At 67.1% G+C, this 15,504-nt stretch carries 13 protein-coding genes; 9 read left to right on the top strand and 4 right to left on the bottom strand.

The genetic code is table 11. The features are described from left to right. Together feoB and VL973_RS00270 are read right to left on the bottom strand one after the other, a co-directional pair. A partial coding sequence (gene feoB, locus VL973_RS00275) for a ferrous iron transporter B (RefSeq protein ID WP_325282034.1) occupies window positions 1–1,710 on the bottom strand: 1,710 nt, incomplete at its 3' end. 4 nt (window positions 1,711–1,714) lie between these two features. After that, a complete protein-coding gene (locus VL973_RS00270; RefSeq protein ID WP_325282033.1) occupies window positions 1,715–1,969 on the bottom strand; it encodes a FeoA family protein in 255 nt (84 codons plus the stop codon). A gap of 78 nt (window positions 1,970–2,047) precedes the next feature. Here VL973_RS00270 and VL973_RS00265 point away from each other — a divergent pair, with 78 nt between their 5' ends. From VL973_RS00265 to VL973_RS00230, 8 genes are all read left to right on the top strand, one after another. Beyond that, window positions 2,048–2,407: a hypothetical protein gene (locus tag VL973_RS00265; RefSeq protein ID WP_325282032.1), complete on the top strand. Its 360-nt coding sequence runs from the start codon at window positions 2,048–2,050 to the stop codon at window positions 2,405–2,407. Continuing rightward, window positions 2,404–3,366 (top strand): bifunctional diaminohydroxyphosphoribosylaminopyrimidine deaminase/5-amino-6-(5-phosphoribosylamino)uracil reductase RibD, encoded by a 963-nt coding sequence (ribD, locus tag VL973_RS00260; protein ID WP_325282031.1) that lies wholly within the window; start codon window positions 2,404–2,406, stop codon window positions 3,364–3,366. The genes VL973_RS00265 and ribD overlap by 4 nt, the downstream gene beginning before the upstream one ends. Continuing rightward, window positions 3,366–3,974, top strand: a complete 609-nt coding sequence (locus VL973_RS00255; protein ID WP_325282030.1) for a riboflavin synthase — start codon at window positions 3,366–3,368, stop codon at window positions 3,972–3,974. The genes ribD and VL973_RS00255 overlap by 1 nt, the downstream gene beginning before the upstream one ends. Further along, entirely contained in the window at window positions 3,961–5,103 is a 1,143-nt protein-coding gene (gene ribB, locus VL973_RS00250; RefSeq protein ID WP_325282029.1) for a 3,4-dihydroxy-2-butanone-4-phosphate synthase, read from the top strand. The genes VL973_RS00255 and ribB overlap by 14 nt, the downstream gene beginning before the upstream one ends. Then, the gene (gene ribH / locus VL973_RS00245; protein WP_325282028.1) at window positions 5,103–5,522 is read left to right on the top strand and encodes a 6,7-dimethyl-8-ribityllumazine synthase; all 420 of its coding nucleotides are present in this window, start codon (window positions 5,103–5,105) and stop codon (window positions 5,520–5,522) included. The genes ribB and ribH overlap by 1 nt, the downstream gene beginning before the upstream one ends. Window positions 5,523–5,706: 184 nt before the next feature. Beyond that, on the top strand, window positions 5,707–6,891 hold the full coding sequence (locus VL973_RS00240; RefSeq protein WP_325282027.1) for an efflux RND transporter periplasmic adaptor subunit: 1,185 nt from the start codon (window positions 5,707–5,709) through the stop codon (window positions 6,889–6,891). 10 nt (window positions 6,892–6,901) lie between these two features. Next, the gene (locus VL973_RS00235) at window positions 6,902–10,096 is read left to right on the top strand and encodes an efflux RND transporter permease subunit (protein WP_325282026.1); all 3,195 of its coding nucleotides are present in this window, start codon (window positions 6,902–6,904) and stop codon (window positions 10,094–10,096) included. Continuing rightward, the gene (locus VL973_RS00230; protein WP_325282025.1) at window positions 10,093–11,577 is read left to right on the top strand and encodes an efflux transporter outer membrane subunit; all 1,485 of its coding nucleotides are present in this window, start codon (window positions 10,093–10,095) and stop codon (window positions 11,575–11,577) included. Before VL973_RS00235 ends, VL973_RS00230 begins: the two co-directional genes overlap by 4 nt. Window positions 11,578–11,611: 34 nt before the next feature. Here the strand turns inward: VL973_RS00230 and VL973_RS00225 are convergent, their stop codons facing one another. After that, window positions 11,612–11,908, bottom strand: a complete 297-nt coding sequence (locus VL973_RS00225) for a hypothetical protein (RefSeq protein WP_325282024.1) — start codon at window positions 11,906–11,908, stop codon at window positions 11,612–11,614. A 12-nt stretch (window positions 11,909–11,920) separates the two neighbouring features. Beyond that, window positions 11,921–14,770, bottom strand: coding sequence for a M16 family metallopeptidase (locus VL973_RS00220; protein ID WP_325282023.1), 2,850 nt, complete (start codon window positions 14,768–14,770; stop codon window positions 11,921–11,923). A gap of 159 nt (window positions 14,771–14,929) precedes the next feature. On the opposite strand from VL973_RS00220, the gene VL973_RS00215 reads away from it, so the two are divergent. Continuing rightward, a partial coding sequence (locus VL973_RS00215) for an isoaspartyl peptidase/L-asparaginase family protein (protein WP_325282022.1) occupies window positions 14,930–15,504 on the top strand: 575 nt, incomplete at its 3' end.

The raw sequence follows: 15,504 nt of genomic DNA, 5'->3' as shown, positions 1-15,504 counted from the left end.
GAACACGAACCAGGCGAGAAAGGCGAGCGCGGTGGCCAGGCTCCAGCGGCGCTGCAACTGTTCGCGGATCGTCGCCTGTCCGCCTTCGCCCTCGACATCATCCACGGCATAGACCGTGCCGATCGCCGCCACCGCCACTTCCCGCGCGGCCATGGCGGGGATCAGCGCCAATGCGATATCGTGATTGAAGCCGATGGGCCGCACCACGACCTCCAACCCGCTGGCGATTCGGCCGGCGACCGAATATTCGGCCTGACTGACGCCCTCGGGCGCCTTGGGAAAGCTGAGGAGCGCCCACAGTACCACGGTGGTCAGCAGGATGATCGTCCCCGCCCGCTTCAGGAACGCCTCCGCGCGCTGCCACAGCCCCAACACGAAATCGCGCGGATTGGGCCATTGATAGCGCGGCATTTCCAGCATGAAGCCCGACGACGCCCCTTGCGTCACCGTCCGGCGCAGCAGCAGCGCGGCCAGGAACGCACCCGCGATCCCCGCGATATACAGGCCGAACAGCACCAGCCCTTGCAGCCCGAAGCCCGGTCCCACCGCCTCGTTGGGGATGAAGGCGCCGATGATGATGGTATAGACGGGCAACCGCGCCGAACAGGTCATCAAGGGCGCGATCAGGATCGTCGTCAGCCGGTCTTTTTCATCGTCGATCGTTCGCGTCGCCATGATGCCAGGCACCGCGCAGGCGAAGCTGGAGAGAAGCGGGATGAACGCGCGGCCGGACAGGCCGACGCCGGCCAGAAACCGGTCCAGCAGGAAGGCGGCGCGGACCATGTAGCCCGATGCCTCCAAGAGCAGGATGAAGCCGAACAGGATTAGAATTAGCGGCAGAAAGACGACAACCGCGCCGACGCCGGCGATCACGCCGTCGACGATCAGCGAGCGCACGAACCCCTCCGGCAGCAGGTCGCCAACCGCGGTGCCGAGCGCGGCCATGCCGCCCTCGATCCAGCCGACCGGCGCCTCCGACCAGGCGAACACCGCCTGAAAAATCACGAACAGCAATACCAGAAGCACGGCCATGCCCCACACGGGGTGCAGCAGCACGCCGTCCAGCCGGTGCGTCAGCCGCCGGGTGCGCGTCTCGCTGACCGTCGCGGCCAGTGCGATGCGGCGCGCGTCGCGTTGCAGCGTCACGATGTCGGGCAGGTCTGGCGCATCCGCGCGTGCCGCTGCCTCCGCCGCCGGTCGCACCGCCGCGCCCAGCGCCTCACGCACTGCATCCAGCCCGCGCCGACGCACCGCCACGGTCGGCACCACCGTCAGCCCCAGTTCGCACCCCAATCGCTCGGCATCGAGGATCAGCCCGTCGCGCTCGGCCAGGTCAACCATGTTGAGCGCGACGACGATCGGCATCCCGAGCGCCTTCAACTGCAGGACGAACCGCAGATGATTGTCGAGGTTGCCCGCATCGATCACGACCAGCAGCGCGTCGGGCCGCCGTTCCCCCGGCAGGCTGCCCAGAACCACGTCACGCGTTACCCGCTCATCGGGGCTTGAGGGGTCGAGGCTGTAGGTGCCCGGCAGGTCGATCAGCTCCGCCGGGCGGCCATCGGCCAGCGACAGGCGGCCGGTATGCCGCTCGACCGTGACGCCGGGATAATTGCCGACCTTCTGGCGCGCGCCGGTCAGCGCGTTGAACAGGGCGGATTTGCCGGCATTGGGGTTGCCGACCAGTGCGATCAGGGGCGCGGCGTGCACGACGTCAAACGGCCGGCACGACGTGAATGGCGCGCGCGACATGGCGGCGCAGCGCGATCGTCATGCGGCCGATCCGGCAAGCCACCGGCCCGCCGCCAACGCCGGAGCGGTGCACCATCTCGACCGCCACACCTTCATCGAGGCCCAGTTCGCGCAGCCGCCGCGCTTCGGGCACCGACAGCGCGTCCCAGTCGACCGATTGCACCACGGCCCGCGCTTCCCGCGCGAGTTGAACAAGGTTTTGCGTAGGGGAAAGCATTGCGAGCGATTATCAATAGTTGCCCTGCAACGCCAGCCCCAATGCGACCACTGGCCGGATGCGCGACAACGCCCTATCATGGTGCCTGTGTCTTTTCTCAGCCGCTTCTCCCCCATCCGCGCATGGCGCGACCTGCGCCTGTTCCTGTCGCATCGCCAGCGCCACGAACTGGTCTTCCTCGTCCTTGCCATCGGCGTGACGGGCGTGGTCATCACCGGATTTTATTTCGATTCGAAGATCGAACGGCCCTATAAGCGCCCGGAAATCACCTATTTCGAAAGCTGGCCCGAAAATCGCAGCGACGAAGCGATCAAGGCGCAGCAGGTGATCGATCAGGCCAAGAAGGAAGCGCGGCTGGCCGAACTCGAACGCCGTCAGGCCGAACGCCGCGCCGAGTTCAAGCGGCTGAACGACAAGCTGGAGCGCTGGGGCCTTTGACCGACGATGCCCGCTGGATGGGCGCGGCGCTGGCGCTGGCCGAGCGAACGCGGGGTCGCACGGCGCCCAATCCCAATGTCGGGTGCGTGCTGGTCCGCGACGGTCGCGTCGTCGGGCGCGGCTGGACCCAGCCCGGCGGCCGCCCCCATGCGGAGGCGATGGCGCTGGAACAGGCGGGCGGTGCCGCACGCGGCGCCACCGCCTATGTCACGCTCGAACCCTGCGCGCACGAATCGCCGCGCGGCCCGTCCTGTGCCGATCTGCTGATCGGACACGGCGTGGGGCGAGTCGTGGCCGCGATGCGCGATCCCGATCCGCGCACCGACGGCGCGGGACTGGCCCGGCTGGGTGATGCCGGCATCGCGTGTGAATGCGGTGTCGGCGAAGGCGAGGCCATGCGAGCCATGGCCGGTTTCCTGATGCGCCGGGCAAAGGGCCGCCCGTTCGTGACGCTCAAGCTCGCCTTGTCGCTCGACGGGGGGGTGGCGATGGCCGATGGCCGCAGCCAGTGGATCACCGGGCCGGAAGCGCGCGCGCACGCGCATCTGGAACGCAGCCGCCACGAACTGATCCTCGTCGGCGCGGGCACGCTGGCCGCCGATGCCCCGCGGCTCGACGTGCGCCTGGCCGGGCTGGAGGCGCGCGCGCCGACCCGCGTGGTGCTGGGTCGCCGGACCGACGCACCGCCGGGCTGGACCGCGATCCGGGCGCCGGGCGACATTCCCGACCTGCCGGGCGATCACCTGCTGGTCGAAGGCGGCGCGGCGACCGCAGCCGCTTTCCTTGCCGACGATCTGGTCGACCGGCTGCTTTTGTATCGCGCCCCGATCCTGATCGGGGCGGCGCGCACGCTGGGCGATATCGGTCTTGCCGACCTGTCCGCCGCGCATGGCCGCTGGTCCCTGACCCAAAGTCGGCAGCTTGGCGTCGATACCGTTGAAGTGTATCGGCGCGCCTGATGTTTACCGGAATCGTCACCGATGTCGGCCGTATCGAGGCCGTCCAGCAACAAGGCGACCTGCGCGTCGTCGTGTCCACCACCTATGACACCGGCACGATCGACCTTGGCGCATCGATCGCCTGTTCGGGCGTCTGCCTGACCGTGGTCGACAAGGCGCCCGGTCGCCTGTCGTTCGACGTATCGGCCGAAAGCGTGTCGCGCACCGCCACGGGCATGTGGGAAACAGGCCGCCGCCTGAACCTGGAACGCGCGCTCAGGCTGGGCGACGAGCTGGGCGGGCATATCGTCACCGGCCATGTCGACGGCACCGGCACCGTCGAGACGATGGTCGACGAAGGCGGCAGCATCCGCATCACCATCGCCGCGCCGCGCGCCATCGCGCCCTATGTCGCCGCCAAGGGATCGATCACCGTCGACGGCGTGTCGCTGACAGTCAATTCGGTCGAGGATATGGCCGAAGCCGTGCGTTTCGGCCTGAACATCATTCCGCATACGGCCAGGGCCACGACCTTTGCCGATCTGAAACCGGGTCAGGCCGTCAATCTGGAGATCGACGTGCTGGCCCGCTACCTCCAGCGAATGGAACAGGCCCGTGCAACAGCCTGACGTCTCCCGCATCCGTCACGCCTTTCTTTCGACCCCCGAAGAAATCATCGACGAAGCGCGCAATGGCCGCATGTTCATTCTGGTCGATGACGAGGACCGGGAGAATGAGGGCGATCTGGTCATTCCGGCCCAGATGGCGACGCCGTCGGCGATCAATTTCATGGCGACGCATGGCCGCGGGCTGATCTGTCTGGCGATGACGAGGGCGCGGGTCGATCAGCTCGACCTGCCGCTGATGAGCGCGGCGAACGGCACCCGGCACCAGACCGCGTTCACCGTGTCGATCGAGGCACGGCAGGGCGTCACCACCGGCATCTCCGCCGCCGACCGGGCGCGCACCATTTCCGTTGCGATCGACGCCTCGAAGGGCGCGGACCAGATCACCACGCCCGGCCATGTCTTTCCGCTGGTCGCGCGCGAAGGCGGCGTGCTGGTGCGCGCGGGCCATACGGAGGCTGCGGTCGATGTGTCGCGGCTGGCGGGCCTCAATCCGTCGGGCGTGATCTGCGAGATCATGAAGGAGGACGGGACGATGGCCCGCCTCGACGATCTGGTCGCCTTTGCCCAGCTTCACGCGCTCAAGATCGGCACGATCCGCGACCTGATCGCCTATCGCCGCCGCTATGACCATCTGGTCGAAAAGCGCGCCGAATCCCGTTTCGACAGCGCCTGGGGCGGCGACTGGCGCGCCATCACCTATTGGAACAAGGCGCAGGGCACCGAACAGATCGCGCTGGTCAAGGGTCGCATCGACCCCAGCAAGCCGGCGCTGGTGCGGATGCACGCGCTGTCCCCCCTGCCCGACCTGTTCGGCGAAGCGGGTCCGCGCGGCGCGCTGCTGCGCCGGTCGATGGAGATCATCGGCGAGGAAGGATCGGGCGTCATCGTCGTCATCAACAAGCCGCGCGCCGATGCCTTCACCACCGCATTGATGGCGCGCGAAGGCAAGCTGGAGCCAGCGGACATGGAAGAGCTGCGCGATTACGGCGTCGGCGCGATGATCCTGACCGAACTGGGCGTGGAGGAAATGGTCCTCCTGACCAACACGCATCACACGCTGGTCGGTCTGGAGGGCTATGGCCTGTCGATCGTCGGCGAACGCCCCATCCCGCTTGCGGAAGAGAATTGATGGCAAAGCTCCTCATCGTCGAAGCGCGTTTCTACGATCATCTCAACGACATGCTGGTCGCGGGCGCGCGCGCCGCGATCAAGGCCGCCGGCCACACGTCGGACACCGTGACCGTCCCCGGCGCGCTTGAAATTCCAGCAGCCATCGCGCTGGCCGACCCGTCAGGCCTGTATGACGGCTATGTCGCGATCGGCGTCGTCATTCGCGGCGAAACCTATCATTTCGAGATCGTCGCGGGCGAAAGCGCGCGTGGCATCATGGCGATGACCATGGACGGCATGGCGATCGGCAACGGCATCCTGACGGTCGAGAACGAGGAACAGGCGCTGGTGCGCGCCGACCCCGAGCAAAAGGACAAGGGCGGCGAAGCGGCCAAGGCGGCGCTGGCGCTGATGGCGCTGCGCGAGCGATTTGCCTGAAACGGCATTCCGTAAGCGCGCCATGACAAACTTTGCGACAAATCCAGCCGTTGCGCGTCGCGGCATTTCGAGCGACATAGCCAAAGGCCGGTAGGAACGGTTGATTGCGATCAACCGTTTCGCGGTCGATCACGCCGTTCCCCCGCGGCACCCCTATCCCGCCGTCAACCCCGGAAGGCCCGTCTTGCGAAGCTTCCCCGCTCCCCTTGTCTCGCTGTGCCTGATCCTCGCCGCCTGTTCGGGCGGCGGCGAAACGGAAAAAGCGAAGGGCAAGGGGCGTCAGGGACCGCCCGAAGTCGGGTTCGTCACGCTTCGCAACGAAGCGGTGCCGCTGGTCAACGAACTGGCCGGGCGGACGGCGGCCTTTGAGTCGAGCCAGGTTCGCCCTCAGGTCTCCGGCGTGTTGCAGGCAAGGCTGTTCACCGAGGGCAGCATCGTGCGGCGGGGCCAGACGCTCTATCGCATCGATCCGCGCCTTTATCGCGCCGCCGTGGCCGAAGCAGAAGCCAACGTCGCCAATGCCGAAGCGAACCGCACCGCCACCGCGACCCGCGCCCAGCGTCTGCGGCCGCTCGCCGATATCGAAGCGGTGGCGAAACAGGATTATACCGACGCGGTCGCCGCCGCGAACCAGGCCACGGCGCAGGTGCGCCAGGCACAGGCGCAGTTGGAGACTGCGCGCATCAACCTGAAGTTCACCGACGTGCCCGCCCCGATCACCGGCCGTATCGGTCGCAGCCTGTTCACCACCGGGGCGCTGGTCACGGCCAATCAGGCCGAACCGCTGGCGATGATCCAGCGGCTGGACCCGATGTTCGTCGACATTCAGCAAAGCGCATCCGAACTTCTCCAGCTTCGCCGCGCGCTGGCGACCGATGGCGTGATCCCCTCATCGGCAGAGGTTCGTCTGCGGCTGGAGGATGGCAGCGATTACGGACAGGTCGGCACGCTGCAATTCGCCGAGGCGATGGTCGATCCCGAAACCGGCGCCGTCACGCTGCGCGCGCGTTTCCCCAATCCGCAGGGCATCCTGCTGCCCGGCATGTATGTCCGCGCACGTTTCAGCCAGGCGACCGCCAGCGAAGCGATCCTCGTGCCCCAGGCCGGGGTCGCGCGCGACGCACGCGGCAATGCGACCGTGTTCGTCGTGGGTGCCGATAACAAGGCGGTTCAGCGCAAGGTCCGCGCCACCCGGACCATCGGCGACAAATGGCTGGTAACGGCGGGTCTGCGTGCGGGCGAACGGGTGATTACCGAAGGGCTGGCGAATGTCCGCGAAGGCGCGGTCGTGCGCCCCGTCGCCGCCGGGTCGCCGCCCCGCGCGCAACAACCGCAGCAGGGCGACGACGCCGCGCAGGCCAAGAACTGAGTCCGCGGCCTTGATCTCGCGCATCTTCATCGACCGGCCGATCTTCGCCTGGGTCATCGCGATCGTCATCATGCTGGCGGGTATCGGCGCCATCTTCACGCTGCCGATCGAACAATATCCCGACATCGCCCCGCCACAGGTGAACATCCGCGCCACCTATCCCGGCGCATCGGCGGAAATCCTCGAAAGTTCGGTGACGCAGATCATCGAACAACAGCTCACCGGCATCGACGGGCTGATCTATTTCTCGTCCTCGTCCAGCTCGTCGGGCCAGGTGACGGTCACCGTCAATTTTGAGAAGGGCACCGATCCCGACATCGCGCAGGTCCAGGTCCAGAACCAGGTCCAGCAGGCGATCCCCCGCCTGCCCGCGCAGGTGCAGCAGCAGGGTCTGCGCGTGTCAAAGTCCGGGTCGGACTTTCTGATGGTCATTTCGGTTTATGATGAAAGCGACCGGACGACCGCGATCGACGTGGCCGATTACCTCGTCTCGAACCTCCAGGACCGGCTGGGCCGCATTCAGGGCGTCGGCGACGTCAACGTGTTCGGCACCCAATATGCGATGCGTATCTGGCTGAACCCCTATGCGCTGTCGTCCTATCAGTTGATGCCCAGCGACGTGACCGCCGCGATCGAGGCGCAGAATACCCAGGTCGCCGCCGGCCAGATCGGTCAGCAGCCCGCCCCGCCGGGGCAGATGCTGAACGCCACCGTCACCGCCAAATCGCGCCTGACGACCCCGGACGAGTTCCGCCAGATCATCGTCAAGACCCAGACCGACGGCTCGAAAGTGCTGTTGCAGGATGTCGCGCGCGTCGAACTGGGGGCGGAAAACTACACCACGATCAGCCGCCTGAACGGCCATCCCGCCGCCGGCATCGCGATTCAGGCGGCGCCCGGCGCCGATGCGCTGGAGACCGCCGAACTGGTCAAGGCCGAGGTCGAGCGACAGGCGCCGGCCTTCCCGGCGGGCTATAAATACGCCTATCCGAATGACTCGACGGCGTTCATCAAGCTGTCGGTCGAGGAAGTGGTCAAGACGCTGATCGAGGCGATCATCCTCGTCGTCATCGTCATGTTCGTGTTCCTGCAAAGCTGGCGCGCGACATTGATCCCCGCCATCGCAGTGCCCGTGGTGCTGCTCGGCAGCTTTGCGGTGATGGCGATCTTTGGCTTCACCATCAACACGCTGACCCTGTTCGGGCTGGTGCTTTCGATCGGCCTGCTGGTCGATGACGCGATCGTCGTGGTCGAGAATGTCGAGCGCGTGATGCACGACAATCCTGACATGTCGCCGCGCGACGCGACAATCCAGTCGATGGGCGAGATCCAGATCGCATTGATCGCCATTGCACTGGTGCTGTCGGCGGTGTTCGCGCCAATGGCATTTTTTGGCGGATCGGTCGGCGAAATCTATCGCCAGTTCTCGATCACGGTCATTTCGTCGATGATCCTGTCGGTGGTCGTCGCGCTGGTGCTGTCCCCCGCACTGACATCGACATTGCTCAAGCGCCCCGACCCCGACAAGAAGCGCGGCCGGATCGCCGGCTGGGTCGATCGCTTCGGCGAGAAGTTCAATAGCGGGTTCGACAAGACATCGCGCAAATATCGCGACGGCGTGCGCTGGGTGTTCGGACACCGCGTGCTGGCGCTGGCGGTCTATGGCCTGCTGGTCGGCGCGTTCGTGCTGGTTTTCTACGCGCTGCCGACCAGCTTCCTGCCAAACGAGGATCAGGGTCGCGCGTCGATCCAGTATACGCTGCCCGCCGGCGCCACGCAGGAACGCACACTGGCCGCCGCGCAGGAGATCGAGAGATATTTTCTCGGCCCGGCCAAGGCGAATGTGGCCACCGTCTACACCGTCAGCGGCTCCGGTCCCGGCGGCGCGGGGCAGAATGCAGGTCGCGGCTTCATCGCGCTCGCCCCGTGGGAAGAGCGCGAGGGTGCTGAAAACAGCGCCGATTCGGTCACACGCGCAGCAACCAAGGCGCTGTCCAGCCTGCGCGACGTTCAGTTCTTTGCCCTGAACCCCCCACCCGTGCGCGGACTGGGCCAGGCAGGCGGCTTCACGCTCCAGTTGCTGAACACCGGCGGGCTGGATCGCGAGACATTCCGCGCGCGCCGCGACGAATTGCTGCAAGCGGCAAGCGCCGATGCTTCGCTGGCCAATGTGCGCCAGAACGAACTGCCAGACGTGCCGACGCTGGAGATCGAGATCGATCAGGCAAAGCTGGGCGCGCTGGGGCTGTCGGCAAACCAGGTCGACCAGACGCTGTCGGCGGCCTGGGGCGGCGTTTACGTCAATGATTTCGTCGATCGCGGCCGTGTGAAACGCGTCTATGTTCAGGGCGATGCCGGCTATCGCGCCCGGCCGGAGGATCTGTCCAACTGGTTCGTGCGCGGCGCCAATGGCCAGATGGCCCCCTTTACCAGCTTTGCCAGCGCCGAATGGGCGGTCGCGCCGGTCGTGCTGGCGCGGTTCCAGGGCCAGCCTGCCTATCAGATCCAGGGCGAACCGGCCGAGGGCGAAAGCTCCGGCTCGGCGATGGACCGCATGGAGGAACTGGTCGGCCAGATGGAGGGCGTGTCGGTCGCTTGGTCCGACCTGTCGTATCAGGAACGGCTCTCGGGCGGACAGGCGCCGCTCCTCTACAGCCTGTCGATCCTGGTCGTGTTCCTGTGTCTTGCCGCGCTTTACGAAAGCTGGACGGTGCCGTTTTCGGTGCTGCTGATCGTGCCGCTGGGCCTGCTGGGTGCCGCGCTGGCGGTGTGGCTGCGCGGCCTGGAGAACGACGTCTATTTCCAGGTCGGCCTGCTGACCACCATGGGCCTGTCGGCCAAGAACGCCATTCTGATCGTCGAGTTCGCCGAACAGGCGGAGCGCGAGGGGATGAATCCCGTCGACGCATCGCTGGAGGCTGCGCGCCTGCGTCTGCGGCCGATCCTGATGACCAGCTTCGCGTTCATCTTTGGCGTGGTGCCGCTCGCCATATCCACCGGCGCGGGCGCGGCCAGCCGCGTCGCAATCGGCACGGCGGTGATCGGCGGCATGATCGCCGCGACGGTGCTGGCGATCTTCTTCGTGCCGCTGTTCTACGTGCTGGTCCGCAAGCTGTTCGGCGGCAAGGTTCACGGCGCCGCCGAAGCCGAAGCGCATCGCCGCGACGGGCAGGCGCTTGGCACCGAAGGAGAGCCGACCCTGTGATCCGTCGCCTTGCCTGCCTGACCCTGCCCGCCCTTGCGCTCGCCGCGTGCAGCCTTGAGCCGCGCTATGAGCGGCCATCCCCCGCGGTTCCTTCGGCCTTTCCGGCCATTCCCGGCGGCGATCAGCCGCCATTGCCGCCCAGCGGCGCGCGGATGACGGGCTATCAACAGGTGTTTCGCGATCCCCGTCTGCAATCGGTGATCGGACGCGCGCTGGCGAATAACCAGGACCTTCAGGTCGCGCTCGCCAATGTGCGGCAGGCGCGCGGGCAATTGCGCGTCGCGCGTTCGGAGTTCCTGCCGGCGTTCGACGCATCCGTTGGCGGATCGATCGCGCGCAATCGCGGCGCTGCCCAGGGGCTGGGCGCCAATGGCGGCAGCGTGACCGAGCAATATAGCGCGCAGCTGGGCCTGAGCGCGTTCGAGATCGACCTGTTCGGGCGTATCCAGTCGCAATCCAACGCCGCGATGTCCGAATATCTCGGCACCGTCGCGGGCGTCCGCGCGGCGCGGCTGACCCTGTTGGCGGAAACGGCCGGCGCCTATTACACGCTGGCGACCGACCGCAGCCTGCTGGCGATTGCGCGCGACACGGTAGCAAGCGCGGAGCGGACGGTATCGCTGACCGGCGCACGCGTGCGCGGGGGCATTGCCGCGCGCACCGACCTGCGTCAGGCGGAAACGGTGCTACGTCAGGCCGAGGCCGATCTGGCCGACCTGACCGCGCTGGTGCAACAGGACCGCAACGCACTGGAGTTGCTGGTCGGCGCGCCCGTCACCGACGCCGAGTTGCCGGCGACGATCGAAGCCGCCGAGCCGCTGATCGCCGATGTGCCCGCCAATCTCGATTCGCGCGTGCTGCTGGCCCGGCCTGATGTCGTTCAGGCCGAATATACGCTGCGCGCCGCCAATGCCCGGATCGGCGCCGCACGCGCCGCTTTTTTCCCGACCATCAGCCTGACCGGGCTGGTGGGCTTTGCCAGCAATGCACTGACCTCACTGTTCAACGGCGATCAACTGATCTGGAATGGCGGCGTCGACGCCGGCGTGCCGATCTTTCAGGGCGGCGCGCTCAGCGGCAATCTGGAAAGCGTCGAGGCGCAGCGCGATGCCGCCGTCGCGCAATATCGCCGCACCATTCAGGTGGCTTTCCGCGAAGTGTCCGACGCACTGGCACGCCGCGCGGTCATCGCCGATCAGATTACCGCTCAGCAAGGGCTGCTCGACGCCGCGGCGGATACGTTCCGCCTGTCGGAGGCGCGGTATCGCGAGGGGATCGACCCGTTCCTGACCACGCTCGATTCGCAGCGCACGCTTTATTCGGCGCGCCGGGCGCTGGCGTCGGCGCGGCTGGTTCGCGCCAATAATCTGGTGGCGCTGTATCGCTCGCTGGGCGGCGGCGATCTGGTGCCCGAAGCGCTTGACGGCCCGCCCGCCGCGCCGCGCGCGGGTGCGGCGCTGCGCCCCGGCAATCGCCCATAAAAAAAGGGGCGGGTCGTCCCCGCCCCCTGTCGGCTCAGGCCCGCGTGCCGGTCAGCGGAAAACCGCCGAACGCGCCCGCCGTCACTTGTCCGTCCATGCTGTCGCCGGACACCGTCGCCTGACAATCCAGCGTCATCGGCATGGGGACGGTGATGTCCATCTTCCACGTCATGCTGTCACCCGCCAGCGTGCCATTGACCTGGCTGGTGCCCATGCCACCGGCAAAGGTGCCCGAAAAGCTGTCGCCCGCGCTTTGCACGTCCAGCGTCGCCTGCTGGTCACCCAGCGGCGACTTGACCGTCACGTTCCACTTGCCATCGACATTCGCCATCGCATCCACTCCTTAATTGGCCGTGGCGTCCGCGCCGCCGGCCGGGGCTGGCACCACCTCAACGGGCAGGCCAAGGCTGTCAAGCTGGCCGCGGACCTTCGCGGCATCGCCCACCACCACCCAAACGAAGCTGTCGGGGTCCAGTGCCGCGCGTGCCGCAGCGTCAAGTTGCGGCGCCGTCAGCGCACGATATTTTTGCGCGATGGTATCGTAATAATCATCGGGCCGGCCGAACAGGTCATTGGTCTCCATCGCCGACAGCACGCGCGCGCCGGTCTCGAAATTGCCCGCCAGCTCGCGCGTCTCCCCGTCGATCGTCCGCTTGAACTCTTCGGGCGTCACGCCCTTGGCGCCCAGAAACCCGTCAATCTGCTCGCGCAGTGAGGCCAGCGCCGGGCCGGTCTGGTCGGCCTGAACCGGCGCACTGATGGTATAGGGCACCGCGCGTTCCAGCCGCTGGAAACCGCCGCCAGCGCCGTAAGACCAGCCTTTCGCTTCACGAAGGTCCATGTTGATGCGGCTGAGGAAGCCCGAACCCAGCACTTCATTGGCGGCAAAGACCGGCAGCAATTCGGCACGCGGGTCGAGCGCCGTCAGTTGCGCGCCGGCAATCAGCGACTGTGGCGAATCGGGCCGGTCGATCAGGACGATGCGCGGATCGCTGGCGGTCTTGCGCGCGGTGACGGCGGGTTTGGTGCCGGGCGTGCCGGTCACGCGCCAGTCGCCCAGCGCCTGTTCCATCGCGGTCCGCACCTCGGCAAGCGGCCGGTCGCTGACGACGAAGATCCGCGCCTTGTCGGGCCGCAGCCACGCTTGCTGAAAGGCGATCAGATCGGCGCGCGTGGCCGCCTTTACCGCCGCCGGATCGCCGGTGCCGCCCGAAAGCCTGGCATAGGGAGACGCCGCGCCGTAAACCAGACGCGGCATCGAACGCTGGGCCAGACCGGCCGGGTTGGTCATCTCCGCCCCGATCCGAGCCAGCGTCTGTGTGCGGACACGCTCGACTTCGGCAGGGGCGAAGGCCGGGTTGCGGATCACGTCGCCGAGCAACGCGACCGCCGCATTCAGATTGGCGCTGGGCGCGGAAATACCCACCCGGCTGCGGTCGGGATCATTGGTGGTGAACAACTGCGCGCCCAGCCGCTCCTGCGCTTCGGACAGGGCGATGGCGTCGCGGTTCGCGGTGCCCTCATCAATCACCGCCAGGGTCAGGTTGCCAAGGCCCAGCTTGTCGGCGGGATCGGCGATAATGCCGGCGTCAAAACTGACGACCGCGCGCGTGACCGGCACCGCGCTCTGGCGGGCATAGACCAGCTCGATCCCGTTCGACAGCCTGGCGCGTTCGACTTCGGGAAAGGCGATGTCGCGCACATCGCCAACGGCGGGAAGCGTGCCGCGCGTGCCCTGTGCCGGACCATCGGCCGATGCGGGTTGCGGCGCGGCGTCATTGCCGGGCGTGGTCGCGGGCGCGCCGCCGACCTCGGCATAGGCTTCCCGCTGACCGTTCTCGACCGTCAGCGTATAGGCCGGTCGCGACAGCCATTTGACGCCGGCGGCCCGGACCGCGTCGGGCGTGGCGGATGCCAGCGCCGACAATTCGCGCTTGTAGAAAGCGGGGTCGTCCGCGAACAACAGGCCCGACGCCAGCGTGCCGGCCTTGCCATATCCGCCGCCGACCGCCTCCAGCCCCGCCAGCCGGGTCGAGATCGCGGTTGTCGCCACGCGGCGAACCTCGTCCGCGGTCGGGCCGGTTTTCAGGAAGTCGGCAATCACCGCATCGAGTTTGCGTTCGGCTGCTGCGGCATCGACGCCGGGGCGGACATCGACCACCAGCCCGAAAATGCCGACCTGTGTCAGCGACTGGTTATACGCCTGAACCCCGACCGCTACCCGCCCCTTGCGGACCAGTTCATTCTCCAGCCGCGAGCTGGCAAGGCCGCCCAGCACCCCCGCCGCCACGTCAAGTAGTTGCGCGTCCCCCTCGCGAAGGCCGGGCACTGCCCACATGCGATAGATGCGCGTGGTGGCCACGCGGTCATGGATCGTCTCCGCCACCGGCGCAGGCAGCGTGGGCACGGCGGCGGGCGGCGCCTTGACCTCCGGCCCGCGCGGGATGGCGCCGAAATATTTCTCCATCAGCGGGCGCGCGGTTGCCACGTCGATATCGCCCGCCAGCGCGATCACGGCATTGTTCGGGCCATAATAGCTGCGGAACCAGGTCTTCACGTCGGCAAGGCTGGCGGCCTGAAGATCAGCCATCGAGCCGATGGTCGAGTGGTGATAGGGGTGGCCCGGCGGGAACAGCCCCTCGCTCATCTTGTAGCGGACAAGGCCGTAAGGCTGGTTGTCGCCCTGACGCTTTTCGTTCTGGACGACGCCGCGCTGTTCATCCAGCACGCCTTGCGTCACCGCGCCGAGCAGATGGCCCATGCGGTCACTTTCCATGAACAGCGCGCGGTCCAGCGCCGCCTTTGGCACGGTTTCGAAATAATTGGTGCGATCAAAGCTGGTCGTGCCGTTCATGTCGGTCGCCCCGGCCGAGCGCATCGGCCCAAAGAAATCGCCGGGAACATTTTCGCTGCCGTTGAACATCAGATGTTCGAACAGATGGGCAAAACCGGTCTTGCCCTTCGGCTCATGCTTGGACCCGACATCATACCAGACCGACACCGCCACCACGGGCGCCTTGCGGTCGGTATGCACCAGCACGCGCAGGCCATTATCCAGCGTGAATGCCTCGAACGGAATGTCGACCGATTTGATAAGATCGGCCACCGGGGCAGGCGCGGGTTCGGCCTGTCGGGCAAAAGCAGGCGCGGCAAACGCGCAGGCGGCGGCACTTATCAGCAGAAAGGCACGCATTTCAGGCAGATGCTCCAGAAAGTTTCCAGCGCGACGATAGCGAGCGGTGAAACGGGTGCAAGCCGCATCGCTTTCTGGCAAAGGCGCGCGCATCCAACCTGTTCGTCGAGGTTCGCCATGCCCCTTGCCCGCATCCTCGCTTTAGCCGGAGCCTTTGCCATGACCGCCCCCGCTTATGCCGCCCAGGACAATCCGGGCTGGACCCTTGTGATTCACGGCGGCGCAGGCGTGATCGAACGCGAACGGATGACGCCCGAACGCGAAGCTGCCGCGCGCGCCGGGCTGAACGCCGCGCTGGATGCGGGGCAGACGGTGCTGGCATCGGGCGGCAGCGCGCTGGACGCCGTGGAGGCCGCCGTCCGCGTGCTGGAGGACGACCCCCATTTCAACGCCGGGCGCGGTGCGGTCTTCACCTACGAAGGCCGGAACGAACTCGACGCCGCGATCATGGAGGGTGAGGGCCGCAAGGCCGGGGCCGTCGCGGGCGTCACCGCGACACGAAGCCCCGTCGCACTCGCCCGCGCCGTGATGGAGAATAGCCCTCACGTCATGCTGGCGGGTGCGGGCGCCGATACCTTCTCGCGCGAACAGGGGCTGGAACAGGTCGGGCCGGACTGGTTCGCCACCCCCGAACGCCGCCGCCAGCTCGACGAGATGAAATCGCGCAAGGCCGACTGGTTCGATGTCGACATGAAATATGGCACCGTCGGCGCGGTGGCGCGCGATGCGGCGGG

This window comes from Sphingomonas sp. (assembly GCF_035490575.1).
Lineage (GTDB): Bacteria > Pseudomonadota > Alphaproteobacteria > Sphingomonadales > Sphingomonadaceae > Sphingomonas.
This window is presented reverse-complemented; position numbering and strand designations above follow the sequence as displayed.

Excerpts from the sequence above, each read along its gene's own strand:
- VL973_RS00270 (WP_325282033.1), bottom strand. The coding sequence starts at position 1,969 with ATGCTTTCCCCTACGCAAAACCTTGTTCAACTCGCGCGGGAAGCGCGG.
- ribH (WP_325282028.1), top strand. The coding sequence starts at position 5,103 with ATGGCAAAGCTCCTCATCGTCGAAGCGCGTTTCTACGATCATCTCAAC.
- VL973_RS00255 (WP_325282030.1), top strand. The coding sequence starts at position 3,366 with ATGTTTACCGGAATCGTCACCGATGTCGGCCGTATCGAGGCCGTCCAG.
- VL973_RS00225 (WP_325282024.1), bottom strand. The coding sequence starts at position 11,908 with ATGGCGAATGTCGATGGCAAGTGGAACGTGACGGTCAAGTCGCCGCTG.
- VL973_RS00265 (WP_325282032.1), top strand. The coding sequence starts at position 2,048 with ATGGTGCCTGTGTCTTTTCTCAGCCGCTTCTCCCCCATCCGCGCATGG.
- VL973_RS00220 (WP_325282023.1), bottom strand. The coding sequence starts at position 14,770 with ATGCGTGCCTTTCTGCTGATAAGTGCCGCCGCCTGCGCGTTTGCCGCG.